The following is a 25080-nucleotide window of genomic DNA, read 5'->3' as shown; positions in this document are numbered from 1 at the left end:
GAATCATATGGAACTCAAAGGTTTCAGGATTGCGCTCGCCCTGCTTGCGGCGCTATGCCTGCCCGCGCGGGCAGCCGACGACCCGGCGCGCCTTGCCGCCCCGGCCGATGGCTGGGCAAGCCAGGCAGGTGGTACTTCTGGCGGTTCCGCCGCCGTTGTTTCCCAAATCTACAGCGTTGCCAATCGCTTCCAGTTGCTCAACGCGATCAATAACGGCGGCAGCAATCCCAAGATCATCAAGGTCAACGGCACTATCGACATGACCGAAGGCGTACCTTATGCGAACACGGGCGACCAGGCCATTCGCGGTGCCATTCGTCTGAAAAGCAATACGACGCTGATCGGCGCGGCAGCCGGCGCCGGCATCGTCAACGGTCATATCCAGTTGGTCGGCGTTTCGCAAATCATCATCCGTAACCTGAAGATCGTTGCGCCGTGCGACGTAGGACCGGTGTGGGATCCGACCGATGGCGCCAACGGTGCGTGGAATTCTGCCTACGATGCGATCGGCGTATCCGGCTCCGACCATATCTGGATCGACCACAACACCTTCACCGATACGCCGATGACGGACAACTTGCTGCCGACCGAAAACGGCCAGCTCAAACAGTGCCACGACGGTGCAGTCGACATCACCAATGCATCCGACTACGTGACCGTTTCGTATAACGTGTTCGGCGAGCACCACAAGAACAATCTTATCGGATCGGGCGATGGTGCCACGGGCGACGAAGGCAAACTGCGCGTCACCTTCAGCAACAACGTATTCCGCAATGTGTCGAGCCGCGCACCGCGCGTGCGCTATGGCCAGGTCCACCTGTTCAACAACTACTTCACCGGTAGCCGCGACGCCGCCGTGTACGCGAACCTGTACAGCATAGGCGCCGGCTACAACTCGAAAATCCTGTCGCATTCAAATGTTTTCGAGATCACAGGCGCACAGGGTTGCAGCAACGTCGTGATCAATCCGGGCGGGGCAGCCACCGGTACGTTCAAGGACAGCGGTTCGCTGTTGAATGGAACCTTGCTGGGCGCCTGCACCATCAACAACAACGTGACGTGGACGCCGCCCTACGCATACAGCGTGCGCCCTACCTCCCTGGTGAAAGCCAACGCCCTGGCCCAGGCCGGCGCAGGCAAGCTGTCCACCAGCATCAGCGGCACGGGCGACACCAGCGGCACGCCGATCCTTACCCTGACCTGCCCGCCTAGCGGCCTGTATTTCTGCGACGACTTCCAGTCCGGCACCTCGGCCAACTGGGACCTGCTGCCGGTGGCCGGCCCGAACGGCAGCTTCAGCGTCAAGGCCGAAGCGGTCGGCGCAACGAACATGCTGATGCAGTACACAGCAGCCACAACCGGCGGCGTGCTGGCCCTATTGAAGCCTGCCGCCATGGCCAATGTACCCAGCGGAGATTACTTCGTCGAAGCGCGCATCAAGCCGCAGACCAACAGTACCACCGGCAACAAGCAGCTCTACCTGATTACGCGCTACATCAACGCCGCCAACTGGTACGGCGCTGGCCTGAACGTGCAGAACGCAAACACCAGCACCCAGGTCGAAATCGCCAAGATGCTGAACGGCGCACTATCCCGGCCGAAGCAGGTGCGCAAGCCAATCAACATGGATTCGGTGTTCTACACCGTGCGCTTTGAGATGATCGGCAGCACGCTGACGGTCTACCTCGATGGTGAATCGCTTGGCTCCGTTACCGACAGCGCTTTCAGCGCACGTGGGCTGGTTGGCCTCTACACCGCCAACAAGTCGTTCCAGATCGACGACGTGCGGATTGGCGACCCAAACTTGAAGCCTTCGCAGCTGACGCTGAATCCCGCCACCACGAACTACACCGCCGAAGCGGGCGATGCACCGTTGCAGTTGGCTGTCACTGCCGTCAAGCCGGATGGCACGGCAGATGGTTTTACCGCCAGCTCCAGCAATCCCGCGGTGCTGGCGGTTGGCGTCAGTGGCAATACGCTCGTGCTGACGCCTGTCGGTGCAGGCAACGCCACGGTACGCGTGACCAGCGAGAGCGATCCAACGCTGATGCGCTTGATCAGCGCCACCATCGGCGCGCAATTCGTGCAACCTACCCAGACCTATACGCTCACCGACCGGGCATCGCCCTCTGCAGCGCAAGGCGAGACACATATCGATGCCGGACTGCGGCTGGTGTTCGACAGCACCCCGACATTGGGCAACAGCGGCACTATCCGCATCTTCCGCAAGATGGACGACGCGCTGGTAGATGTGATCAGGCTTTCGGGCGAGAGCGATGAACTGGGCTATCCAGGCCAAGCTGCAGTGCGCAAGGTGAATACCAACCCGATCACCATCAACGGCAATGTCGTGACAATCAAGCCGCACAACGGCAAGCTGGCCTACGGCACCGAATACTATGTCGCGATGGCGAACGGCGTGTTCAACGGCACGACGCTGGGCGGAACGCCATTCGTCGGCATCGGCAAGCTCGGTAACTGGTCCTTCACGACCAAGGCCGCCGCACCGTCCGGGCCGGATCTCGTGGTCGGTGCAGATGCCGGTAGCGACTTCGCCACCGTTCAAGGCGCGCTGAACTTCCTGATGCAAAACGTGGACAGGGCCGCGCCAGCCACTGTCACCATCCGCAATGGCAGTTACAACGAACTGCTCTACCTGCGCGGCAAGGACAATGTGACCCTGCGCGGTGAAAGCCGTGACGGCACGGTAATCCAATACACCAACTACGACACCCTCAACCCCGGCACCGGCGCCAGCCAGGCTCCTGCCACCAGCGCCACTGCGGCCGGCGGACGCTCCGTCATGCTGGTGGAAGCCTCCGATATGCTGGTGCTCGACACCCTCACCCTGCGCAACACCACCCTGCGCGCCGCCAACATCTCGGCGCAAGCGGAAACGCTCTACTTCAACAACGACAACGGCCGCCTGATTGCGCGCGACGCCGCCTTCTACAGCGAGCAGGACACCTTGAACCTGAAAGGCTGGTCCTGGTTCTACCGCACGCTGGTGGCCGGAAATGTCGACTTCATCTGGGGCGGCAGCCGTGCCGCACTGTTTGAAGAGAGCGAAATCCGCTCGGTCGGCGACACGACCAGCGCCAGCAGCGGAGGCTACATCCTGCAGGCCCGCGTACCGAATGCCGGCGACAAAGGCTACGTCTTCCTCAACAGCCGCCTGACGCACGGCCCAGGCCCTGGCCCCGCACACGGAGAGATACCGGCCGGCGCCACTTACCTGGCCCGCAGTTCCGGCAACGCAAGCGTATGGGACAACATCGCCTTCATCAACTGCCAGATGGATAGCCACATTGCCTCCATCGGCTGGGCCAGCGCCGGCGTCAACGGCCAACCCGCGCCCAACCCGGCCATGCCCAACGCCTCCAACGGCTGGCGCGAATTCGGCAGCACGGACCTGCTCGGCAATCCACTCAACCTGGGCACGCGCGTCGGCGGCTACCAGCTCAGTGCCGCCGACGTCGCCGCCGGATTCGCCAACCGCACCCTGGTCTTCGCCGCCTACAACAACGGCGCCGGCTGGAACCCATAGCAAGCCGCACCAGCCGAGCCCGTGTCCCACCGTGGGGTCTGACCCCACGGTGGGACACGGGCTCGGCCATTGAACTTGCTGGAGGGGATTGTGTGCCGCCCCGCCATCGCTTTCGCTTACCATAAGCTTTTGGCTATCCACCGAAAGGTATGCGATGGAGCAAAAATGGCCGCAAAAGATCTGGCTCGTGCGGCACGGCCAGAGCGCCGGCAACGTGGCGCGCGACGCCGCCACGGCTGCCAATGAGTTGCTAATCGACATTGCCGAGCGCGATGTCGATGTCCCCCTTTCCGAACTTGGCTTGCGCCAGGCCGACGCGCTGGCACAGTGGTTCGCGGCCCTGCCAGCCGGACAGCAGCCCAATGTCGTGCTGTACTCGCCTTACCTGCGCGCGCAGGCCACAGCGCAAGCCGTGCTGCAGTGCCTCGGCCCTGAAGACATGCTGGCGGTGGTCTCCGACGAACGCCTGCGCGAAAAAGAATTCGGCATCACCGACCGCCTCACGCCGCTGGGCATCGCGGATAAATACCCCGACCTGGCGGCGCAGCGCAAACACGTCGGCAAGTTCTACTTCCGCCCACCGGGCGGCGAAAGCTGGTGCGACGTGATCCTGCGCCTGCGCAGCGTACTCGACACCATCACCCGCGAGTACCGCCGAGAGCGCGTGCTGATCATCGGCCACCAGGTCATCGTGAACTGCTTCCGCTACCTGGTCGAGCGGATGGACGAAGAAACCATCCTCGCCATCGACCGCGCCGCCGATGTGCCCAACTGCGGCGTCACCTCCTACCAGTTCGACCCGCAAGCGGGCAAACGCGGCAAGCTGGTCCTGGAACTGGAAAACTTCGTCGCGCCGCTGAAAGAAAGCGGTACTCCCGTCACCGACAAGCCGGACATCCCGGCCGCGCCAAAACCATGAGCCACGCCCCGATCGAACTGAATCCCGCCCTGCTACGCGACTGGCCATTGCCGCAACCCGGCTTCGACGGCGACAAGGAAGCGCGCGGCCACGTGCTGGTGGTGGCCGGGTCGGCGGAAATGCCGGGCGCCGCCATCCTGGCCGCCGAAGCAGCCTTGCGCGCCGGCGCTGGCAAACTGACTATCGCCACCGCGGCCAGCGTAGCGCCGCATGTCGGCGCAGCCATCCCCGAAGCACGGGTCATCAGCCTCGGCGAAACGCCGGGCCACGGATTCCAGGCCGACAGCACGCGCCGCCTCGCCGAGCTGGCAGGCAAGGCCGATGCCTTGCTGGTCGGCCCCGGCATGGAGGATGAAAGCAGTTGCGTGGAACTGGTACAACAGCTGCTGCAGCGCTTCAGCGAGATCCCCATCGTGCTCGATGCCACCGCCATGTGTACGGTCCACCCGCGTGGCGAACCGCATTTGCTGGACGAAGCAGTCGATTGGGAGCACTTCCGTTTTTCCACGCCTGTGCTGCTGACACCCCATGCCGGCGAACTGGCGCGCCTGACAGGCGGCGTGCGCAGCAATATCGAACAGGAACCGCAGGGCGCGGCACAAGCCGCCGCCGAGCGCTGGAATGCGGTGGTTGCACTGAAAGGCGCGACTACGGTGCTGGCGACGCCGGACGGCAAGCTGTGGCAACACCAGGGCGGCAATGCCGGCCTGGCCATCTCCGGATCAGGGGACACCCTGGCCGGCATCATCGCCGGACTGTTGGCGCGCGGCGCTTCGCTGGAACAGGCTGCGGCCTGGGGCGTAGTGCTGCATGCGGCGGCCGGCGAACAACTTGCGCTGCGTTGCGGCCCGCTGGGCTATCTGGCGCGTGAAATTGCAGCTGAAGTACCGGCATTGTTGCGAGTGCTGGCTGCCCAATGAAAGGATTTCAAAATGAACACCATGAGCAAAGCAGGCGCCCTGTTGCTGGGCGCAGCCCTTGCCGCCGGCATCGCCGGCTGTAAAAACCGCGCGGAGGACACTGTGCCGGCGCCGGTAACAGCACCGGAAACCACGGCCCCTACGCCGCCACCGGCCACTCCCGAACCCGCACCTGTCGCGCCAACCACGCCGCCCTCCGACACGGTGATGCCGCCGCCAGACACCACGACACCGCCAGCCACCGGCACCACGCCAGGCACCAGCGGCAACAGCGGTACGCAAGGCACTACCGGCGCCGGCCAGCTGCCCGCCAACGTGCCTGACAAGACCGACCAGAAGGATATGCAGCGCGACCGCCGCCCAACTTATTGACGCGGAGGCCAAGCCATGCCGATCCTTCACCGCGCGGGCGCCCTGATGCTGGGCGCCCTGCTTGCAGCCGCACTGCCGGCCTGCAGCAAACATAACGCCGAAAGCCCTGCCAATCCGCCGACGGGCCTCGGAACCAAGACCACGCCGGATACCGGCGGCACCGGCACGGCGCCAGCACCGGAGTCTGCGCTTCCAAGCCCGCCTGCCACCGGTGCCGGCAATTCCACCAGTGGCGCCAGTGGCGGCAGCGCCGCCACGCAGGGCTCCCAGCCGACAGCCCCGACCAGCGGCGCGACTCCCGCCGATAGCCCGGCCAACGTCCCCGGCACCTCCACCCCGCCCACCGGCCAGCAGCCCGGCCGCTAAGAAAATGTCCACCTGGTTCCTGACCCCGAGGTGGACATTTGATTCTATTTCGCAATCAGCAGCAGCAAGCCGCGGCCGCAGACTCCGTAGGCGTAGTTCTCGCCGCCGATGAAGTCTTCCGCGCCCGGCGTGCGAACCTGGCCGGCGCCTTCGGCCCAGGTGCAGGTGTCGGTCACGCGGTACCAGCTCTTGCCTGCACCCGGCCACGGCAGCGTGAAGTTCACGTTGCCACTCCAGCCGTTGTAGGCGACGTAGATGGCGGCGGCACTGTCGCCAAATTCGCTACCGTCGATGCGCCACGCGATCGCGTGGTTATTGCTGTCGTTGAAGTAGGCCGCATCGGCTACCGCACCATCCGGCTTGAACCAGCGCAGTTGCTCCATCACGTTGCCGTTGCCGTCCGTCGATGAATAGAAGTTGGCCGGCCGTAGCGCAGGATGGGCCTTGCGGAAAGCGGTCAGGCCTTTGGTGAAGGACTGGAAGTTGGACTGGTCGGAAGTCCAGCTCCAGTTCTGCCAGGTGGCGATGGAGTCCAGGTTATAGGGATTGTTGTTGCAGTTGATGCTGCGCAGCGATTCGTCGCCTCCAACCATCATCGGCACGCCGCCCGACAACAGCATCAGGGCAATGCCGTTGCGCGCTGCCTTGCGCTGGTCGCTCGCTACGCCGCCCTGGTCCCAGCTATTGTTGTTGTCTTCGCCGCCGTCGCTTGGACCGTAGGGCCAGGCTTGGCTGTTGTTCTTCGCATTGCAGCTATACAGGTCCTTGAGTGTGAAGCCATCGTGCGCGGTGACGAAGTTCACCGAATGCCATGGCTTGCGCCCATCGTCGCCATACAGATCGCTGGAGCCCGAGAAGCGCGTAGCCAGGGTGCCCGGCGTGACCGCCACCTGCCCCATCTTGTTCTGGTCCTGGCGGATCGCGTCGCGGTAGATGCCGTTCCACTCCATCCAGCCGGCCGGGAAGCCGCCGACCTGGTAGGAGTTGCCGCCGATCGCCCACGGTTCGGCGATATGGTCAACGCCGCTGCCGCCGGTCGCCGCGCGTGGCGCCAATTCCGCCACAATGCGGTTCAGCGCATTGCCGCTGTCCGTCTTGTCGAAGTTGAAGCAGCCATGCTGGCAGCTGTTGCCCAGCACCGAGGCCAGGTCGTAGCGGAAACCGTCCACGCCCAGCTTGTCGCGCCAATACGCCAGCGAATCGACGATCAGGTTCTGCGCCACCGTGTTGCGGGTGTTGTAGTTGCCGCCCACGCCGGTGTTGTCCCAGGAATTCTGGAGATCGCTGGTCAGCGAGTAGTAGGTCGGGTTATCCAACCCGCGCATGCCATAAATGTTGTAGGTGGTCTTGTCGCTGGCGGTCCACTGACCGCCCTCGCCCGTGTGGTTGTAGACCACGTCGATATACACCTTGATGCCGTTGTCGTGGAAGGCTTTCACCATTTCCTTGAACTCGCGCGTCGGACCGCCGGCCGTTTTGTCGTAGCTGTAGCGGCGATCGGGCGCGAAGTAGTTCAGGGTCATGTAGCCCCAGTAGTTGTCGCCTGTGTTGGAGTTCGGATCGGCATCGTTGGTGTCGTTCTGGGTCTCCTGCACCGGCAGGAATTCGACAGCGGTCACGCCTAGGCTGGCCAGGTATGGTGCTTTCAGGCCGGCGCCTTTGTAGGTACCGCGGTAGGCGGCCGTGATGCTGCTGTCATTCCTGGTCAGTCCGCGCACATGGGCTTCGTACACGATGTCGTCCTTGAAGGCGCGGGTCGGCCTGGTGCCGACCGACTGGGTATCGCCCTGTAGCACGATGCCTTTCGGTGCACTGCTTCCGCTATCGATACTGCGGTACAGGGCGCCGCTGGCGTAGATCGTGCCATTGCTCATGGTGGCGGTGGTCGGATCGTGGCTGATTTCCAGCGCATACGGGTCGGTCAGCAATTTATTGGGGTTGAAGCGGTTGCCGCTGGCGTCGACGTCGGTAATGAAGCCCGTCGACGAGCCCTTGGTCCAGGTAGCGTTGTACGGCCAGTTTGCCCCCCAGGCACGATAGCCGTAGTAGACCGTGCCGGTGATGCCGTAGCTGGCCAATTGGCTGCTCGTGACGTTCCGGCTCCAGATGCCGCCGGTGCCGAGGGTCAACGGCAAGCTGACTTTTTCCTGCTGGCCTGTGGCGGCGCTGTACAGATACAGGTCGATACGAGTGGCACGGCTGGAGTAAATCTTGAAGTTGATGCTGGACTTGGTGGCGTCGTAGGCGGCGCCAAGGTTGCTGGCATTGATGGCGGCGTCGACGACCGGACTACCCGACAAAGCGCAGCCCAGCATCGCCACCCGAAGGGCACGGCGAAGGTTCATGAATGTCTCCCTATTCTTGATTTATGTATTTTTGCTACTTGGTAGCGAGTCGATTCTGCGCCTTAGCTATGGTTAACTCAACTACATTGCGCAATCAACGATGTAACTACACTACAAATGCAAGACCTTTCTACCCCTGTTACACTCGAGTGCAACATTGAGCGAGGACAGAGAGCGCGGATTGAAGACTGTAGATAATGCATTGATCGAGCGCTGGCTCACTGGCTGGAGTTTGTCGCGGGGAGCTCCCTTGCCGCACCCCCTGGATGGCGGCCTGGTGGTTGAAGTAGGAAAGCCGGAACAGTTGCGGCGCCACGTATTTCTCGATGCAGGACACGCGCTACAAGCCTGCGCCGACGGCATACGCGATCCCTTCATTTTCCTCAAAGCAGCCGTTGAGCCTGAAGTCTTGCGGCAAGCGCTGCCAGCGCGCTGGAACGTTGAAAGTCCCGGCTACCTCATGATGGGACCTGCAGCAGCACCGGGCAATCTGCCTATGCCCCAAGGCTATCAGACCTCTTTCGAAAACCAGCACGGCGCGCACGTCGTTAAAGTGATTCACGAAAACGGAGAACTCGCCGCTTCCGGGCGCATTGTGCTGCACGGCCAGACCGCCATATTCGACCAGATCGAAACAGCAGAATCCCATCGGCGCCGCGGCCTTGGCAGCGTCGTCATGCAGTCCCTGGACTCCCTCGCCGTCAGTGCCGGCATCAATGAGCGCCTCCTCGTGGCAACCGAGGATGGACGTGCGCTCTATACCCGCCTCGGCTGGAGCGTCATCTCGCCGTGGTCGACCGCGGTACTTCCTGTTTCCCCCTAAATCACCGTGCTCGTAAAAATAAAGTCGTTCAGATTCTGGTCGCTGGCATTCGCCGCCACGTCCGTAATGCCATTTGCCTACTTTTTTTACCAGAATTGGCTGTTTTCACAGTGGGCGCAAGAGCAAGCCGGTAACGGCGGCTTTGTTTGCGGGACTGGAATAGTCTTGCTGCTCTCTTTTTGCGCCGCCGTTACCGCTGCATTTTCGGGCACCGCCGTACTGCTTGGGCTCATTGGGTATCGCAGGATGGCAAAGCCACGGCCTGGAAAACGACTACTGGAAATCGCCGCGATCGCGTGTGCCACGCCGCTGGCATTCGTGGCTGGCATCATCCTTATCTGAGAAACATGTGCCACCCGCACAAAATGTCGACGCTTGGCCGGTCATTCAAATGACCTGTTGCCGAGCTCAAAAAATTCCGCTATATTGAACACATGTTCTGTATAACGAAATTCGTTTAACGAGTTTGTTATCAACTATTCAGCATCAAGAGTCGGTTTAACCGACGCCAACCTGCCTCTCCCGGGCAAGGTGGAAGCCATCACGGCGATGCGGCCTATTAACGGCAACGAAGCGGGCGCGACATGGTTTGCTCCGAATCGGGCCAAGCTCTCAGGAGAAACCATGACAACTCATACCTCCCACGCCCCGTCCCTCGACATCAGCGCATGGCGCAACCAATTCCGCATGACCCATACGTTCCATCTCTCGCTTGGGACGAATGAACCCGTTGCCGGCCAACTGGAATCAACCCTGAAAAACTCCAACGCCCAAATCGAAAAATGGGTGATCTCGCGTCGCGCTGGCTGCTACGAGCACTGTATTACCGTCAAAGGCATCGGTGACGAATCAGCGCGCGAGTTGCGTTCAGAGCTCGCCAGCCTGAATGGTGAGATCAAGGTGCATGTCGAGCACATGCTCCATTTCGATAGCGATGCAACGCAGCGCTAATGTGCACTGGCTCAGCCTCGACCAGGCAGATCGTGCCCGATGACCGGCAGCAGTCGCCCCATTGCGGACATCAGGTCTGGGCTGTAGGTTCCCTAACGGACGGCAAAGAGTCAACTGCGCTAGTCCAGTCGATGCCAGCAGCCCATTCAGAAAAGATTCCTGATATGTCAGGAACTAATTGGTCTTGATACCACATTACGGAGCAATATCGATATTGGCACTCCCCAAGTAGCACGGACACGTCCGATAGGTATGATGTCACTGTCGCAACCTGACTCGATCAGGCCAACACATGCTAGACCAACCGATAATCAATCGTTTGAAGATTTGGACGAAATTCCGTTTCGTATAGATTTTTCTCATGTTCCCAAACCTGCTCTGACAGCATGAGTACTTTAATAAACTCGACGCCATCGGGATGGTGCAGCGTGTAGGTTCCCCTTGGCAGGCTAACGAACTGCCCAGATTCTAGAACATAGGTCGTTGGGCCATCCTGAACCGTCATTCGACCAGCGACAACGTAGTAAGTTCTGGCTACACCGCTTTCTGGGTATGGCGTGTGTGGATTGTACTTAGCCTGCTGCACACGGAAGCGATAGTAAGGCTGGTACAGTGCTCGCACTGTTTCTATATCGAGCTTGCCCAGTGTTTGTTCATTCCAAACCTGCACATTAATCACCATCTTATCCTCTACGCTCCCAGCTTATTCTTGTATTTTTCCTGGCTTTGCCAACGTCCGTTCGTGGCCGAATGCGGCCAAAACACTGCCCCCCCCCATCTGGCACTCCGTGTCAGATCAAGCTCGAGCTATTACAGCTAATGCGTCGTCGCCGGCAAAGGCGCGATCTCGCGGCGGTGATACCTGGTCGGAATAAAAAAGCCGGCGCTAGCGCCGGCTTCTCGGTTCATCCTGGGAGGATTAGAACTTGTAGTTGTACGCCACGCCGATCAGCGACATGTGGGTACGCCAGGTGCCGATGGTGGTTTCGCCGTTGCCGGTGCAGGTGCCTGGACCAGCCAGGGTGCTGCACTGGTTTTGGTAGGTGGACGACGCGTCGTCGAACTTCAGGTAGCTGTATGCCAAGTCGATCGACGAGTTGGCGGTTACCTTCCAGTTTGCACCGAAGGAGATCTGCTTGCGGTCCGAATCAGGCAGCGCCGGGTGGCGCAGGGATGCCTTGTCCACTGGGGACTCGTCAATCGCCACGCCGGCGCGCAGCAGCCATGCGTCGTTCAGCTTGTAGTTCATACCCAGCGATGCGCGCATGGTGTTTTTCCACTGCTGGCGGATCACTTCGTCGCCTTCGCCGGTGCCGACGAACTGGATGTGCAGGTCTTCCATGCGGGAATGACGGGACCAGGTCAGGTCAGCCATCACAGCCAGCTTGTCGTCAACTTGGGAGAAGATGCTGGCCGACAGGGTTTCCGGGGTCTTGATGTCAACCAGCGCTGGCGAGTTGGACTTGCGCGAGGAAGCTTGCAGTACGGCGTTCACCTTTGCATCGGTGGTGACGGTGGAGAAGTCCCATACCGCGTCGCCTTTCAGCTTGTGGTGGATCGACGAACGGTAGGACAGGCCGAAGCGGGTGTCCTTGCTCAGGTTGAACATGTAGCCCAGGTTGAAGCCTACGCCCCAATCCTTGCCGTCCATGGTGGCATGGCCGTCTTTGGCGGCTGCCAGGGCAGCTGGGTTGCCACCGTTGGCAACGATCGCTTGCAGCAGTGCGGCACGGCGCGCAGCGATTGCTGGGTTGGCGGCATTGGCGCTCAGGAACATGATGGAGCCCGGCACGTCAACGCCCTGGCCCAGCTTGGCTTTCATGAACTCGGCATCGATACCGAAGCCGAAGGAGTGTTGCTCGTTCAGCTTGAAGGACATGGATGGGTTCAGGGTGACCGACTTCAGGTCGATGCTGGTCAGCGCGTAGCGGCCGGCCCAGTTGTTGTCATAGTCCAGCTTCGCGCCGTAAGGCACGAAGGTGCCGAAACCGACGGCCCACTGGTCGTTCAACTTATGGGAAACGTACAGGGAAGGAGCGGCCACCGCGCTTGGGGCATAGTCGTCCTGGTGCGCTGCACCACCGGTAGCGCCGATGTTGGCGTAACGGCGGGAGCCTTGGTCGTCGTAGGTCGAGTGCGGTACCACGGCGGTGACGCCGCCGGAAATCTGGGTGCCTTCCAGACGGGACAGGCCGGCTGGATTGGCGAAAATGGTGGAAGCGTCGGCGGCTTCAGCGGTGTTGGAGTCCGCAGTGCCCTGGCCGGACACGGACTGGGAACCGAAGCGGTAACCGGATGCGTTAGCGTTCATTGCAGCAGCCGACAGGGCTGCAGCAACCATCAGGGAGAGGTATTTTGGGTTCAAGGTAGGTCTCGGCTGTTCGTTATTGATATATGTTTAACCTTGCGTCGCTAGAAACGTGCAAGGGCACCGCAGTCTACACCAAAACCGTACGACGGTGCTTTTTAATTGAAAATAGTGTAATAAAGTAGGGCCCGAAGGCCCTTTTCCCAGGGAAAAGCTTGAATCAGGCAGCGACCGATTGTCGCTTTCCGGTTACAAGCCAGACCAGCTTCATGACCAGGCGGAATGCCAAGCGGACGAAGACCAGGGCCAGGATTGCCTCGAGGAACGTCAAGATGAAGGCCAGTGCGGCGCCCCAGCGTTCATCGCGGCGGTGGAACTTGGCGATCATGCGGTCCTTGGCGATCTCGATACTGTCGTAGAAGGTCGGCACGACCAGCAAGGTCAGCAAGGTCGACGTGATGGTGCCGCCAATAATCGCCACCGCCATCGGTGCATAGAACTGGCCGCCGTCGCCCCAGCCAATGGCCACCGGCATCATGCCGGCGATCAGGGCGAAGGTCGTCATCAGGATCGGGCGCAGGCGCATGCGGCCGGCGTTCATCAGCGCTTCCTCGCGGCCGACGCCCTCTTCTTCCTGTTTGCGGGCCGCATCGAGCAGCAGGATGGCATTCTTGGCGACCAGGCCCATCAGCATGATCACCCCGATCAGCGACATCAGGTTCAAGGTGCTGCCGGTGACCAGCAAGCCGACCACCACGCCGATCAGGGACAGCGGCAAGGACAGCATCACCGCGCCCGGCGCGGTAAACGAGCCGAACTGCATCACCAGCACCAGGTACATCAGGCCGATGCCCGACAACAGGGCAATGCCCATCGCGCCGAACACTTCGTTCTGGTCTTTGCCGGCGCCGCCGACGTCCATGCCGAAGCCTGGCGGATAACTCATTTCCTTGGCGATCTTCTGGGCATCCTTATTCACTTCGCCGGCCGAGCGGCCTTCCACGTTGGCGCTCACCGAGATGGTGCGCATGCCGTTCAGGTGGCGGATGGCGGCCGGGCCCTTGCCCATGGTAATGCGGGCGATCTGGTCCAGCGGCACCATCTGGCCGGTGCCCGGCACGCTGATCGGCAGGCGCTCGATGTTTTCCAGGCTGAGACGGTCCAGCGGATGCAGGCGCACGGCCACGTCGCGGGTTTCGCCGGTCGGGTCGACCCAGTCGCCCACCTCGATACCGGCGAACGCCACGCGCAGCGATTGCGCCGCGTCACCGGCGGAAATGCCCATCGAGTTGGCCAGGCCGCGGTTCAGCTCAATCTGCAACTCCGCTTTCGGATCCTGTTCCGACAGGCCCACGTCCACCGCACCCGGCACCTGGCGCAGCTTTTCCATGAACTGGTTGGTGATCTCCATCAGCTTGCGCGAGTCCGGACCGATGAAGTCGATCTGCACCGGCTTGCGGCCGTTGTTGGAGAAGTCGTCGATCACGGTGAATTCACCGCCCACCATGCCGGCCAGCTTCTGGCGCAACTCGCTGCCGATATCCTGCGCATTGCGCTTACGCTCGCTGCGCTTGCCGATGTCGACATAGACCGAGCCGCCGGACAGGTTGACGTATACATTGGTGGCCTTCACGTCTTTCACGCCCAGTGCGAGCTCGGACACCTTGGACATCTTGCTGCGGGTGTAAGCCAGGCTCGATGAAGACGGGGTGCGCACTTCGACCTTGATCATGCCGATGTCCTGCTTCGGCAGGAAGCTGGTGCCGCCCATCGTCGCCTGCAGCGCGATGGCGCCGACCAGGGAGGCAAAGGCGATGACGCCCATCCAGCGGCGGTGGTGCAACGCCCAGGCGATCACCTTGCCGTAACGGTCGGCCTGGTGGTCGAACCAGTGGTTGAACCTGTCCAGCACCTTGCCGATGCCCTGCTTCGGCGCGTTGTGGTGGTCCGGCGGGTCGCCCCAGAAGGCCGACAGCATCGGGTCCAGCGTGAAGGAAATGAACAGCGACACAGCCACCGAGCAGGTCACGGTCAGCGCAAATGGGCGGAACCACTGGCCGGCCATGCCCGACATGAAGGCGACCGGGATGAACACCGCCATGATCGAGAAGGTGGTGGCCGCCACGGCCAGGCCGATTTCCGCCGTGCCGTTCAAGGCCGCGCTGCGACGATCGGAGCCGTTCTGCATATGGCGCACGATGTTTTCACGCACCACGATCGCATCGTCGATCAGCACGCCGATCGCCAGCGACAGGCCGAGCAGGGTCATGAAGTTCAGCGTGAAGCCGCACAGCCAGACCGCGATGAAGGCCGCGATCACGGAGGTCGGCAGCGACAGCGCGGTGATCAGGGTGGAGCGCCAGGAGTTCAGGAAGGCGTACACCACGAAGATGGTCAGCACGGCGCCGAACACCAGCGCTTCGATCACATTGTTCAGGGAGCGCTGCGCCTGTTCGCCGCCGTCGCGCGTCACCTCCAGCTTGGTGCCCAGCCCTTCGGCATCCAGCTCCTTGTTGATTTCTTCGGTCAGCTCGCGGATCTTCTTGGCCACCGAAACGGCCGAAGCGTCGCGCGCGCGGACGATGCTCAGGCCGACGTTATCCTTGTTGGAGCGCAGGCTCACGTTATTGATTTCGGCAAAACCGTCTTCAATGGTGGCCAACTGGCCCAGGCGCACCAGTTGGTCGCCGCTGCGCTTGACCACCACGTCCTTGAATTCTTCCGGACGCTCGATGCGGCCCACCAGGCGGATCGCCTTCTCTTCCAGGTCGCCGCGCACCTTGCCGACCGGCGCATTGGTGTTCTGCATGCGCAGCGCCTGGGCCACTTCGGCCACCGAGACATTGAATTCGCGCAGCTTGTCGGCGCGCAGCAGCACCGACAGCTCGCGCCGCAGCGCGCCGTTGACGTTGACCACCGCCACGCCATCCAGTCCGCGATAGCGGTCGGCCAGCTTGTCTTCGGCCACGCGCGAAATCATGGCGTGCGACTGGGTCTTGGAAGACAGCGACAGCTGCATCACCGGTTCCTGGCTGGTGTCGATACGCTGGATCATCGGTTCGCGCATCTCGGTAGGCAGCTTGTAGCGCACCGAGGCGATGGCATTGCGCACCTCGTCCGAGGCTTCGATCAGGTTCTTGTCGAACGAGAACTCGATCTCGAAGGTGGCAACGCCCTCACGGGAATCGGACTCGATCTGGGTCACGCCGGCAATCGACTGTAGCGATTTTTCCAGGCGATTGACCACTTCGCGCTCCACCGTTTCCGGCGACGCGCCGGGATACGGGATGTTAATGAACAGCATCGGGATTTCGACATCCGGATTCTGGTTCACGCGCAATTTGGACAGGGCCAGCAAGCCCATCGCCATCATCGCGACGATCAGCACGATCATCGCGACCGGGCGCTTGACACTAAAGTTAGATAAAAACATTGATTAACTTTTTGTTAATTTGTGAAGTATCAAAAAAGGGCCCGCAGGCCCTTCCTTGCACCTGCCAAACAGGCATCAGGCAATGTTTGGCTGGCGGCCGCGGCCGGTGGCCAGGCCGAACAGTTTTTTGAGCACGCGGTACACCAGGCGCACGAAGACCAGCGCCAGGACCGCTTCCACAAAGGTCAGCGCAAAGGCCACCGCGGTGTTCCAGCGTGCTTCGCGCAGCTTGAACTTGGCCACCATGCTGTCGCGGGTGATCTCGATGCTGTCGTAGAAAGTCGGCACCACCAGCAGGGTCAGCAGGGTCGAGGTGATGGTGCCGCCGATGATGGCCACGGCCATCGGACGGTAGAACTCACCACCCTCGCCCATGCCGATCGCCACCGGCATCATGCCCGCGATCAGCGCGAAGGTCGTCATCAGGATCGGACGCAAACGCATGCGGCCGGCATACATCAGCGCGTCTTCGCGGCCGTAGCCCTCTTCCTCACGCTTGCGCGCGGCGTCGAGCAGCAGGATGGCGTTCTTGGCGACCAGGCCCATCAGCATGATGACCCCGATGAAGCTCATCAGGTTCAGCGTGCCGCCGGTCAGCAGCAGGCCCACCACCACGCCGATCAGCGACAGCGGCAGGGACAGCATCACCGCGCCCGGCGCCGTGAAGGAGCCGAACTGCATCACCAGCACCAGGTACATCAGGCCGATGCCCGACACCAGGGCAATGCCCATCGCGCCGAACACTTCCGCCTGGTCCTTGCCGGAGCCGCCCACGTCCATGCCGAAGCCTGGCGGATAGTCCATCTGCGCCGCCAGCTTGCGGGCTTCCTCGATCACTTCACCGTTCGAGCGGCCTTCCACGTTGGCCGAGACCGACACCATGCGCTTGCCGTTTTTGTGGCGGATGGTGGCCGGGCCCTTGCCCATGGTGATCTTGGCGATCTGGTCGAGCGGCACCATCTGGTTGGTGCCGGTGACGGCGATCGGCAGGCGCTCGATATTGTCGGGGCTGACCCGGTCTTCCGGATGCAGGCGCACGGCCACGTCGCGGGTTTCGCCGGTCGGGTCGACCCAGTCGCCCACTTCGATACCGGCAAAGGCCACGCGCAGCGACTGCGCCGCGTCGCCGGCGGAAATGCCCATCGAGTTGGCCAGGCCGCGGTTCAGTTCAATCTGCAGCTCGTCCTTCGGATCCTGCTCGGACAGGCCAACGTCGACCGCGCCCTTCACCTGGCGCAGCTTTTCCATGTACTGGTTGGTGATCTCCATCAGCTTGCGCGAGTCCGGGCCGACGAAGTCGATCTGCACCGGCTTGCGGGCGCCGTTGTTGATGTCTTCCAGTACCACGAACTCACCGCCTACCAGGCCGGCCAGCTTCTGGCGCAGCTCGATGGCGATTTCGGTCGCGTCGCGCTTACGCTCGCTGCGCTTGCCGATGTCGACCCAGATACGCCCGCCCGACAGGTTGACGTAGGTGCTGGTGGCCTTGACTTCCTTGATGGTGTGGGCGATCTGGGCTGCCTTGTCCATCTTGGTCCTGGTGTATTCCAGGCTGGACGAGGAAGGCGTACGCACTTCGATCGCGATGGTGCCGAAGTCCACCTTCGGCAGGAAGCTTGAGCCGCCCAGCGTGCCCTGCAGGGCCAACGCGCCAACGAAGGTTGCCACGGCAATCACGGCCATCCAGCGGCGGTGGTGCAGCGCCCAGGCGATCACCTTGCCGTAACGGTCGGCCTGGTGGTCGAACCAGTGGTTGAACTTGTCCAGCACCTTGCCGATACCCTTCTTCGGCGCGTTGTGGTGGTCCGGCGGGTCGCCCCAGTAGGCCGACAGCATCGGGTCCAGCGTGAAGGAGATGAACAGCGACACGGCCACCGAGCAGGTCACGGTCAGCGCGAATGGACGGAACCATTCACCCGGCATGCCGCCCATGAAGGCGACCGGGATGAACACCGCCATGATGGAGAAGGTGGTCGCTGCCACGGCCAGGCCGATTTCGGCCGTGCCTTCCAGCGCTGCCTTGCGGCGGTCGGAGCCGTTCTGCATATGGCGCACGATGTTTTCGCGCACCACGATCGCATCGTCGATCAGCACGCCGATCGCCAGCGACAGGCCGAGCAGGGTCATGAAGTTCAGCGTGAAGCCGCACAGCCACACCGCGATGAAGGCCGCGATCACGGAGGTCGGCAGCGACAGCGCGGTGATCAGGGTGGAGCGCCAGGAGTTCAGGAAGGCGTACACCACGAAGATGGTCAGCACGGCGCCAAACACCAGCGCCTCGATCACGTTGTTCAGGGAATCCTGCGCGTCTTCGCCGCCGTCGCGGGTCACTTCCAGCGAGGTGCCCTGGCCTTCATCCTTGAATTCCTTGTTGATATCGTCGGTCAGCTGGCGCACCGCCTTGGCCACCGACACGGTGGAAGCGTCGCGGGCGCGGATCACGGCCAGGCCGACGTTCGGCTTGCCGGAGCGCAGGCTGACGTTATTGATCTCGGCAAAGCCGTCTTCGATGGTCGCCACCTGGCCCAGGCGGATCAGCTGGTCGCCATTGCGCTTGACCACGATGTCCTTGAATTCTTCCGGACGCTCGATACGGCCCACCAGGCGGATCGCCTTCTCTTCCAGGTCGCCGCGCACCTTGCCCACCGGGGCATTGGTGTTCTGCATGCGCACCGCGTTGGCCACCTCGGCCACCGAGACGTTGAACTCGCGCAGCTTGTCGGCACGCAGCAGCACCGACAGTTCGCGCCGCAGCGAGCCGTTGACGTTCACCACGGCCACGCCATCGAGCGCGCGGTAGCGGTCAGCCAGCTTGTCTTCCGCAAGACGCGACAGCACGGCGTGCGACTGGGTCTTGGACGACAGCGACATCTGCATGATCGGGTCGGCCGAGGTGTCGATACGCTGGATCATCGGCTCGCGCATCTCGGTCGGCAGCTTGTAGCGCACCGCGGCAATGGCGTTGCGCACCTCGTCCGACGCTTCGATCAGGTTCTTCTGGAACGTGAAGCGCATTTCGATGGTGGCGCTGCCCTCGCGCGAGGTCGAGTACAGGTCGGTCACGCCGGCGATCGACTGCAGCGATTTTTCAAGGCGGTTGACCACCTCGCGTTCCACCGTTTCCGGCGAAGCACCCGGATACGGGATGTTGACGATCAACAGCGGAATCTCGACGTCCGGATTCTGGTTGACGCGCAGCTTGGACAGGGCCAGCAGGCCCATCGCCATCATCGCCACGATCAGCACGATCATGGCGACGGGGCGCTTGATACTGAAATTGGAAAGGAACATGGTTTAGTTTCCCCGGTTTCCCAGCATTACCTTAGTTACCCTTGACGGCATCGGCCGGCACCGAGGCGGATGCAACCGCCTTGTTCATCTGCAGGTCGACCTTCTGGCCGTCGCGGAAGCCGGAGGCCGGGGTGCGCATCACGATGTCGCCTTTCGACAGGCCGGTCTGCACCTGCCAGTTGCCGCTGCGCGCGTCGCGTGCGCCCATCTGCAGCTGCGCTTTGGCCAGGGCCTTGTCCTTGATCTTCCAGACGTAGGTGGTGTCGCCTTGCTTGACCAGGGCCGATTCCGGCACCATCAGGGCCGAGCTGGTTTCCGCTTCGATGCGGCCTTCGGCGAACAGTCCGGCAACGCGCGGCAGGTTCTTGTCGGCGAAATCGACCAGCACTTCCACTTGACGGGTCACCGGGTTGGCGGCCGGGTCGACGCGCTTGACCTTGCCCAGGAAGTTCTGGCCCGGGTAGCCGTTGATGGCGAACACCACGCCCTGCCCTGCCTTGACCACGCCCACCGAGTCGGCGGAAACGCGGCCTTCGAAGCGCATCGAAGCCGGGTCGACCACTTTCACCAGTTCCTTGCCGATCTGGGCGGTGTCGCCGGCCGAGACTTTACGCTCGGAGACGATGCCGTCGAACGGCGCGCGCACCAGGGTGCGGGTCAGCTGCTGGTTGGCGGCAACCAGGCGGGCTTTGGCGGCCGACAGGTCGGACTGGGCATTGTTGCGGCGCACTTCGGCGTCTTCCAGCACCTGCGAAGACACCATGCCGGACGCTTTCAGGGTTTTCTGGCGCACCAGCACCCGTTCGGCCTGGTCCATCGACTGGGTCGAGGCGCGCACCGCTTCCTGGGCCGAGTTCAGCGCGTCGCGCAGCGAGGTATCGTCCAGGCGCACCAGCAAGTCGCCTTTCTTGACCACTTCGCCATTCTCTTTCAGCACTTGCATGACGACGGCGCCCACTTCGGCGCGCAGGTCGGCCTTGCGCTCAGGCTGGATCGAGCCGGTAACCACCGGGCCGGACGACAGGGCATTGCTTTCCACCGTCACCAGATCTTCAGATGCAACCTGCAGCGTTGCCAGCTTCTTGTCATCGCCCTTGCCTTTCGCGTCGGCAGTCGCCGACGCGCTGGCCTTGCCGGCTTCAGGCGCTTTGTCGGACTTGCCGCAAGCGACCAGCGCGGATGCAACGGCGAGAGCTAATAGGGTTTTACGCAACATGTGAATCTCCAGTTTGGTGGACGGCTTATTTGAATATTGAATGCATACTTCTGCAGCGTGCAAAAGTATCCTTTTACCGGGGGAGAGTGTCAATTCACCGGGGGCCAGACTGCGGGTTTTTAGGGCTGGACTGCAGGATTCGCGGATGAACCGCAAAAAAGGTGACTGAACGGCAGAGCTGGATTGCTACACTAATGTAGCAATCCAGTGGTATTCGAGGGCTGTTAGACGCGCGGGAACAGGGCGAACACAAGGTGGCCCATGGCGATGCCGGTGGCCAGGCCGCCGGTGATTTCGATCACGGTATGGCCCATCCGTTCGCGCAGCCATTTATGGTCCGTGGCATCCTTGGCCAGTTGGTTGATGGCCGCTGCCTGGCGGCCGACGTGCTGGCGCAGGCTGTTGGCGTCGATGATCACGATGAAGCACAGCGCCACCGCGACGCCGAAGGCCGGGTGGCCGAAGCCTTCGCGCAAGGCGATCAGGGTGGCCATGCTGGAGACCACGGCGCTGTGGTTGGATGGGAAACCGCCGTTCCCGACCAGGTTGAAGGCCCATTTGCGGGCTTTGATACTGTTAATCAGGAATTTGATCGGACCGACAGTAATCCAGGTCAAAACAGGCGTCAGCAGGTAAGCGAGATCCATTTATAGCGTCCTAAGGGGCAATCCCCCATTATAATCGGCGCACTAACAATATTAATAGCAAGCAAAAATGAAGCATTTCAGAATATCGATTATTGTCACCATCGTCCTGATGGGGCTGGCCGGCTGGTGGGGCTACAACCATGGCGGCTGGGGGGCGGCGCTGACTGCCCTGTGGATCACCGGCGTGCTGGGCGTGATGGAAGTCTCGCTTTCCTTCGATAATGCGGTGGTCAACGCCTCCGTACTGAAGGATTGGAACGACTTCTGGCAGAAACTGTTCCTGACGGTCGGCATCCTGGTGGCCGTGTTCGGCATGCGCCTGGTGTTCCCGCTGGCTATCGTGGCGGTGGCGACCGGGCTCGACATGTTCGCGGTGTGGAATATGGCGACCACGACGCCGCAGGAGTACTCGCGCCACCTGATGAGCGTGCACGAAGAAGTGGCTGCCTTTGGCGGCGCCTTCCTGCTGCTGGTGTTCCTGAACTTCCTGTTCGATGAAGAAAAGGATGTGCACTGGATCCACTGGTTTGAGGAAAAAGTCGGCAAGTACGGCACCGAAAGCCTGGCCGTGCTGTTGACGCTGGTGGCCGTGGTGCTGTGCGTGCAGCTGGTGCCTGAAGCGAAGCGTTTTTCCGTGCTGTATGCCGGCGTGATCGGCACGGCCATCTACGTCGGCGTAGGTTGGCTCAGCAGCATCCTGGAAAAAGAAGGTCACGACGAAACCGGCAAGGTTGTCGCTGGCGGCAGCCTGGGCGGCTTCCTTTACCTGGAAGTGCTGGATGCCTCGTTCTCCTTCGACGGCGTGATCGGTGCCTTTGCCATCACCAGCGACGTCGTGATCATCATGCTGGGCCTGGCCATTGGCGCCATGTACGTCCGTTCGCTGACGGTTTACCTGGTGCACAAGGGCACGCTGGACGAGTTCATTTACCTCGAACACGGCGCGCACTACGCGATCGGCATCCTGGCCCTGATCATGTTCGCCAGCGTGAAGTATCACATTCCGGAGTGGTTCACCGGCCTGTCCGGGGTGGCGTTTATCGGCGTGTCGCTGTGGTCTTCCCTCAAATATAAAAAACTGCATCCCCAGGAGTCTGAATGAGCCGTGTGTTGGTGATTGTTGGCGGCCTGCTGGCCGCCGTGGCGCTGCTGTTTGCGGCGTATGTGTGGCTGGCGTTGAGCTATTCGTATTCGGAAGGGGAACGCGCCGGGTATTTGCAGAAGTTTTCCAAGCGCGGCTGGATCTGCAAGACCTGGGAGGGCGAGATTCTGTTGACCTCGATGCCGGGGGCGATTCCGGAGAAGTTTGAATTTACTGTGCAGGATGATGTGATCGCGTCGCAGATCGCGGCGGCAGCCGGCAAGCGGGTGGTGCTGCATTATGCGCAGCATAAGGGAATTCCGACTTCCTGCTTTGGCGATACGCAGTATTTTGTTGAGTCGGTGAGCGTTCAGCCTTGAACCGGTAAGCCAGTATCTGACCCGCAGGGTCAGATACCGATGACGCGGCGGATGCTGGCTTAACGGCCGCGCCAGACGGCGCCGGCGGTTTCCTTCAGGCGCCCGATCACGTCGCGGGCCATCGTTTCCGAATGCTCGTCGGCCGGATGCGCCGCCTTATCCTCCATCGCATTCAGCATATTCTGCGCCGCGTGCTGGCGGCGGGACTCCTGTTCCAGCAGCTTCTTCTTCGATTCCACCATCGCCGCAGTGGTCGCGGTTACACGGCGCTGCAGCTCGGCATGGGCATGCACGGTATCGACCAGGGTCTTCTGCTCCGCCAGCTTGGCCCACTCCGCCTCGTTGGCGGCCACCTCCGCCGCCTCGCGCTGGCGCGCAACTTCCGCCAGCTGCTCCCCGACGTCCGCACGCGCCTTGGCTGCAGCGGCAGCTTTCTTCTCCAGCTCCACGCGCACCTCGATCGCCTTTGCCGCACGCGCCTCGGCCGCATTGGCCGCACGCTGCTGCACCAGTTTCTGGTCGATCAGCGCCAGGGTTTCACGCTCCTTGGCCACAAATTCAAGTTCGGACTTGAGCAGCGACTCTTCGGCCGCCACGCGAGCCTGCTCGGCCTTGGTACGCTCGGCCTGTGCCTTGACCAGTTCACCGGCCAGGCGCGCCTGAGCGGCAGCAGCTTCGGCGGCGGCAGCCTTGTTGGCCGCATCATATTCAACCTGCTCGGCCATTGCGCGCACGGCAGCGACTTCCTGTTCCGCCGCCACCTGCAGGCGGGCATCGGCGGCAGCCTTGCGGCGGGCTTCGACAGCGCCGGCGCGCTCGGCATCGACACGCGCCTTGGCAGCGGCAGTCGCCACCTCTTCGGCGGCGATGCGCTCGCTCATGGCGGCCTGCGCGGCCTGTTCGGCCTCGGCGCGGCCACGCTCGGCTTCCGCCAGGCGGGCATGGATGGCATCCAGCGCCGCCTGCTCCGCTTCTGCACGGGCACGCTCGGCATCGGCCAGGCGCACGGCGGCGGCGGCTTTTTCCTGGGCCAGGGCATTGGCTTCTTCGGCGGCGGCCAGTTGCAGCGCCACGGCATCGCGTTCGATCTTTTCGGCCGACGCCTGTTCCGCGGCCACGGTGACGGAGCGCGCTGACAGTTGCTGGCGCTCGGCGGCGATGGCGGCAGCGCGCTGGTGTTCTTCGGCCTCGATGCGGGCCTGCTCGGCGGCGGCCTGCTCGGCCTGTTCGCGCAGCTTGGCATGCTCCAGGGCCACGGCTTCCACCTCCAGGCGGGCACGGGTTTCGAAATCGGCCTGCTGCTCGGCTTCCACGCGCGCCATGGCGATGGCGTGCAATTGACGGTCGGTTTCCACGCGGCGCTCGGTGGCGGCGATGATCTGCAGGTCGGCATCGCGGCGCGCCTGGGCGGCGTTGGCGGCCATGGCTTCGACCCGCTCGCGATGCAGGGCGGCGTCGCGGATTTCTTTTTCGGTCTGCAGGCGCAGGTGCAGCGACTGCGCGGCGCTGCGGTCGGATTCGGCCTTGGCCAGGGCGATCTGTTCGCGTTCCTGCTCCAGGTGGGCCAGGGCGCGGGCTTCTTCCAGCGCGCGCACTTCGGCGGCGGCACGCTTGAAGGCCGCTTCCAGCGCTACCTGGTCGGCGCGCTCGCGCTGGCGGGTCGCCTCCAGCGCTTCGGCTTCGGTGTTGGCCAGTTGTTCGGCGGTCAGGCGCGCGGCATGGGCCTGGCGTTCGCGTTCGCGCGCAATCGTGGTCATGCGGGCGTCGGCGGAGGCAACGCCCACCACTTCATCGTGGGCTGCCTGCACGGCGGCAGCGCGCTCGACGGCTTGCAGGCGGGCTTGTTCAGCCTGGGCGGCCAGTTCTTCGGCGGCCTTGCTCGCCATCTCGGTCAACTTGGCTTCTTCCACCACCTGTTCGGCGGCGCGGCGGCGGCCTTCTTCTTCGGCTTTCGCGCGCTGCTCGGCGGCCAGGCGCACCTGGATGTCGGCATCGACGCGCGCGCGCAGTTCGGCGGTCTCCTGCTTCACGGCTTCCAGGCGGGCCACGCTGGCGGAGGCGGCGGCGCGCAGGGTTTCCAGGCGCTCCTTGTTGACTTTGATGGCTTCTTCGGCGGCTTCGGCGTTCTGCACCGCGGCCGCGGCGGCAGCCGATTCCAGCGCGGCGCGGTCCTCCGCCAGGGCGCGGGCGCGCGCTTCGGCCACGGCGCGCGATTCAGCCGCGCACTGGGCCTTGGCCTCGGCTTCGACGCGAGCGATGGCTTCGGTGATCGCCTTCATCTCGGCCTTCTCATGCGCAGCACGGTCGTTGGCGACGGTGTCGGTATTTGGCGGCAATTGTGCTTGCATGAAGAACTCGCTTGGCTTGGAGGGTGATGTTGCCATTATCGATGAGACCGGGAGGGGCGAAGCTCACGAGGAAGCCGGGAAAATCCCGCCAATTCTCGCCTTGTGCAATCCGAGCATACGCCAGGTGGGATGA

General features: G+C 62.6%; 18 protein-coding genes and 1 riboswitch. Of the genes, 10 read left to right on the top strand and 8 right to left on the bottom strand.

The genetic code is table 11. From position 1 onward, the window contains the following. Positions 1 to 7: 7 nt before the first annotated feature. The 5 genes from BM269_RS24185 (at position 8) to BM269_RS24165 (ending at position 6124) form a co-directional block, all read left to right on the top strand. Positions 8 to 3547 (top strand): pectinesterase family protein, encoded by a 3540-nt coding sequence (locus BM269_RS24185; protein WP_090443381.1) that lies wholly within the window; start codon positions 8 to 10, stop codon positions 3545 to 3547. A 154-nt stretch (positions 3548 to 3701) separates the two neighbouring features. Next, complete coding sequence (locus BM269_RS24180; protein WP_090443379.1) at positions 3702 to 4466, top strand: histidine phosphatase family protein; 765 nt, start codon at positions 3702 to 3704, stop codon at positions 4464 to 4466. After that, positions 4463 to 5386, top strand: a complete 924-nt coding sequence (locus BM269_RS24175) for an NAD(P)H-hydrate dehydratase (RefSeq protein WP_090443376.1) — start codon at positions 4463 to 4465, stop codon at positions 5384 to 5386. Before BM269_RS24180 ends, BM269_RS24175 begins: the two co-directional genes overlap by 4 nt. Before the next feature lie 12 nt (positions 5387 to 5398). Continuing rightward, the gene (locus BM269_RS24170; protein WP_090443373.1) at positions 5399 to 5758 is read left to right on the top strand and encodes a hypothetical protein; all 360 of its coding nucleotides are present in this window, start codon (positions 5399 to 5401) and stop codon (positions 5756 to 5758) included. 15 nt (positions 5759 to 5773) lie between these two features. Continuing rightward, the gene (locus tag BM269_RS24165; RefSeq protein WP_090443371.1) at positions 5774 to 6124 is read left to right on the top strand and encodes a hypothetical protein; all 351 of its coding nucleotides are present in this window, start codon (positions 5774 to 5776) and stop codon (positions 6122 to 6124) included. 44 nt (positions 6125 to 6168) lie between these two features. Here the strand turns inward: BM269_RS24165 and BM269_RS24160 are convergent, their stop codons facing one another. After that, positions 6169 to 8469: an isoamylase gene (locus tag BM269_RS24160; protein ID WP_090443368.1), complete on the bottom strand. Its 2301-nt coding sequence runs from the start codon at positions 8467 to 8469 to the stop codon at positions 6169 to 6171. A gap of 181 nt (positions 8470 to 8650) precedes the next feature. Here BM269_RS24160 and BM269_RS24155 point away from each other — a divergent pair, with 181 nt between their 5' ends. From BM269_RS24155 to BM269_RS24145, 3 genes are all read left to right on the top strand, one after another. Beyond that, positions 8651 to 9292: a GNAT family N-acetyltransferase gene (locus tag BM269_RS24155; RefSeq protein ID WP_090443545.1), complete on the top strand. Its 642-nt coding sequence runs from the start codon at positions 8651 to 8653 to the stop codon at positions 9290 to 9292. Positions 9293 to 9358: 66 nt separating this feature from the next. Then, on the top strand, positions 9359 to 9634 hold the full coding sequence (locus BM269_RS24150) for a hypothetical protein (RefSeq protein ID WP_090443365.1): 276 nt from the start codon (positions 9359 to 9361) through the stop codon (positions 9632 to 9634). Positions 9635 to 9770: 136 nt separating this feature from the next. After that, positions 9771 to 9875, top strand: a riboswitch (SAM-I-IV-variant riboswitch). A 41-nt stretch (positions 9876 to 9916) separates the two neighbouring features. Next, positions 9917 to 10243: a hypothetical protein gene (locus tag BM269_RS24145; protein ID WP_090443362.1), complete on the top strand. Its 327-nt coding sequence runs from the start codon at positions 9917 to 9919 to the stop codon at positions 10241 to 10243. A 295-nt stretch (positions 10244 to 10538) separates the two neighbouring features. Here BM269_RS24145 and BM269_RS24140 read toward each other — a convergent pair whose 3' ends face one another. From BM269_RS24140 to BM269_RS24115, 6 genes are all read right to left on the bottom strand, one after another. Next, positions 10539 to 10925, bottom strand: a complete 387-nt coding sequence (locus BM269_RS24140; RefSeq protein WP_090443359.1) for a hypothetical protein — start codon at positions 10923 to 10925, stop codon at positions 10539 to 10541. 237 nt (positions 10926 to 11162) lie between these two features. After that, the gene (locus tag BM269_RS24135) at positions 11163 to 12608 is read right to left on the bottom strand and encodes an OmpP1/FadL family transporter (RefSeq protein WP_090443356.1); all 1446 of its coding nucleotides are present in this window, start codon (positions 12606 to 12608) and stop codon (positions 11163 to 11165) included. A gap of 163 nt (positions 12609 to 12771) precedes the next feature. After that, a complete protein-coding gene (locus BM269_RS24130; protein WP_090443353.1) occupies positions 12772 to 15984 on the bottom strand; it encodes an efflux RND transporter permease subunit in 3213 nt (1070 codons plus the stop codon). Between the two features lie 75 nt (positions 15985 to 16059). Then, a complete protein-coding gene (locus BM269_RS24125; protein ID WP_090443351.1) occupies positions 16060 to 19275 on the bottom strand; it encodes an efflux RND transporter permease subunit in 3216 nt (1071 codons plus the stop codon). A 31-nt stretch (positions 19276 to 19306) separates the two neighbouring features. Next, complete coding sequence (locus tag BM269_RS24120; protein WP_090443348.1) at positions 19307 to 20491, bottom strand: efflux RND transporter periplasmic adaptor subunit; 1185 nt, start codon at positions 20489 to 20491, stop codon at positions 19307 to 19309. 224 nt (positions 20492 to 20715) lie between these two features. Then, a complete protein-coding gene (locus BM269_RS24115) occupies positions 20716 to 21138 on the bottom strand; it encodes a divergent PAP2 family protein (RefSeq protein ID WP_090443345.1) in 423 nt (140 codons plus the stop codon). Between the two features lie 67 nt (positions 21139 to 21205). Here BM269_RS24115 and BM269_RS24110 point away from each other — a divergent pair, with 67 nt between their 5' ends. Next, positions 21206 to 22240, top strand: a complete 1035-nt coding sequence (locus BM269_RS24110; RefSeq protein WP_090443342.1) for a DUF475 domain-containing protein — start codon at positions 21206 to 21208, stop codon at positions 22238 to 22240. Then, positions 22237 to 22599 (top strand): hypothetical protein, encoded by a 363-nt coding sequence (locus BM269_RS24105; RefSeq protein ID WP_090443339.1) that lies wholly within the window; start codon positions 22237 to 22239, stop codon positions 22597 to 22599. The genes BM269_RS24110 and BM269_RS24105 overlap by 4 nt, the downstream gene beginning before the upstream one ends. Before the next feature lie 59 nt (positions 22600 to 22658). On the opposite strand, the gene BM269_RS24100 is transcribed toward BM269_RS24105, so the two are convergent. Continuing rightward, positions 22659 to 24947, bottom strand: a complete 2289-nt coding sequence (locus BM269_RS24100; protein ID WP_090443336.1) for a coiled-coil domain-containing protein — start codon at positions 24945 to 24947, stop codon at positions 22659 to 22661. Between the last annotated feature and the right edge of the window lie 133 nt (positions 24948 to 25080).

Source organism: Duganella sp. CF458 (genome assembly GCF_900113115.1).
In the GTDB taxonomy this organism is placed as follows: domain Bacteria; phylum Pseudomonadota; class Gammaproteobacteria; order Burkholderiales; family Burkholderiaceae_D; genus Rugamonas.
Note: the sequence above shows the minus strand (reverse complement) of the source record. Positions and strands in the feature narration are given on the sequence as shown.

Excerpts from the sequence above, each read along its gene's own strand:
- BM269_RS24165 (WP_090443371.1), top strand. The coding sequence starts at position 5,774 with ATGCCGATCCTTCACCGCGCGGGCGCCCTGATGCTGGGCGCCCTGCTT.
- BM269_RS24140 (WP_090443359.1), bottom strand. The coding sequence starts at position 10,925 with ATGGTGATTAATGTGCAGGTTTGGAATGAACAAACACTGGGCAAGCTC.
- BM269_RS24180 (WP_090443379.1), top strand. The coding sequence starts at position 3,702 with ATGGAGCAAAAATGGCCGCAAAAGATCTGGCTCGTGCGGCACGGCCAG.
- BM269_RS24100 (WP_090443336.1), bottom strand. The coding sequence starts at position 24,947 with ATGCAAGCACAATTGCCGCCAAATACCGACACCGTCGCCAACGACCGT.
- BM269_RS24185 (WP_090443381.1), top strand. The coding sequence starts at position 8 with ATGGAACTCAAAGGTTTCAGGATTGCGCTCGCCCTGCTTGCGGCGCTA.
- BM269_RS24125 (WP_090443351.1), bottom strand. The coding sequence starts at position 19,275 with ATGTTCCTTTCCAATTTCAGTATCAAGCGCCCCGTCGCCATGATCGTG.
- BM269_RS24105 (WP_090443339.1), top strand. The coding sequence starts at position 22,237 with ATGAGCCGTGTGTTGGTGATTGTTGGCGGCCTGCTGGCCGCCGTGGCG.
- BM269_RS24145 (WP_090443362.1), top strand. The coding sequence starts at position 9,917 with ATGACAACTCATACCTCCCACGCCCCGTCCCTCGACATCAGCGCATGG.
- BM269_RS24150 (WP_090443365.1), top strand. The coding sequence starts at position 9,359 with ATGCCATTTGCCTACTTTTTTTACCAGAATTGGCTGTTTTCACAGTGG.
- BM269_RS24130 (WP_090443353.1), bottom strand. The coding sequence starts at position 15,984 with ATGTTTTTATCTAACTTTAGTGTCAAGCGCCCGGTCGCGATGATCGTG.
- BM269_RS24115 (WP_090443345.1), bottom strand. The coding sequence starts at position 21,138 with ATGGATCTCGCTTACCTGCTGACGCCTGTTTTGACCTGGATTACTGTC.
- BM269_RS24120 (WP_090443348.1), bottom strand. The coding sequence starts at position 20,491 with ATGTTGCGTAAAACCCTATTAGCTCTCGCCGTTGCATCCGCGCTGGTC.
- BM269_RS24175 (WP_090443376.1), top strand. The coding sequence starts at position 4,463 with ATGAGCCACGCCCCGATCGAACTGAATCCCGCCCTGCTACGCGACTGG.
- BM269_RS24170 (WP_090443373.1), top strand. The coding sequence starts at position 5,399 with ATGAACACCATGAGCAAAGCAGGCGCCCTGTTGCTGGGCGCAGCCCTT.
- BM269_RS24160 (WP_090443368.1), bottom strand. The coding sequence starts at position 8,469 with ATGAACCTTCGCCGTGCCCTTCGGGTGGCGATGCTGGGCTGCGCTTTG.
- BM269_RS24110 (WP_090443342.1), top strand. The coding sequence starts at position 21,206 with ATGAAGCATTTCAGAATATCGATTATTGTCACCATCGTCCTGATGGGG.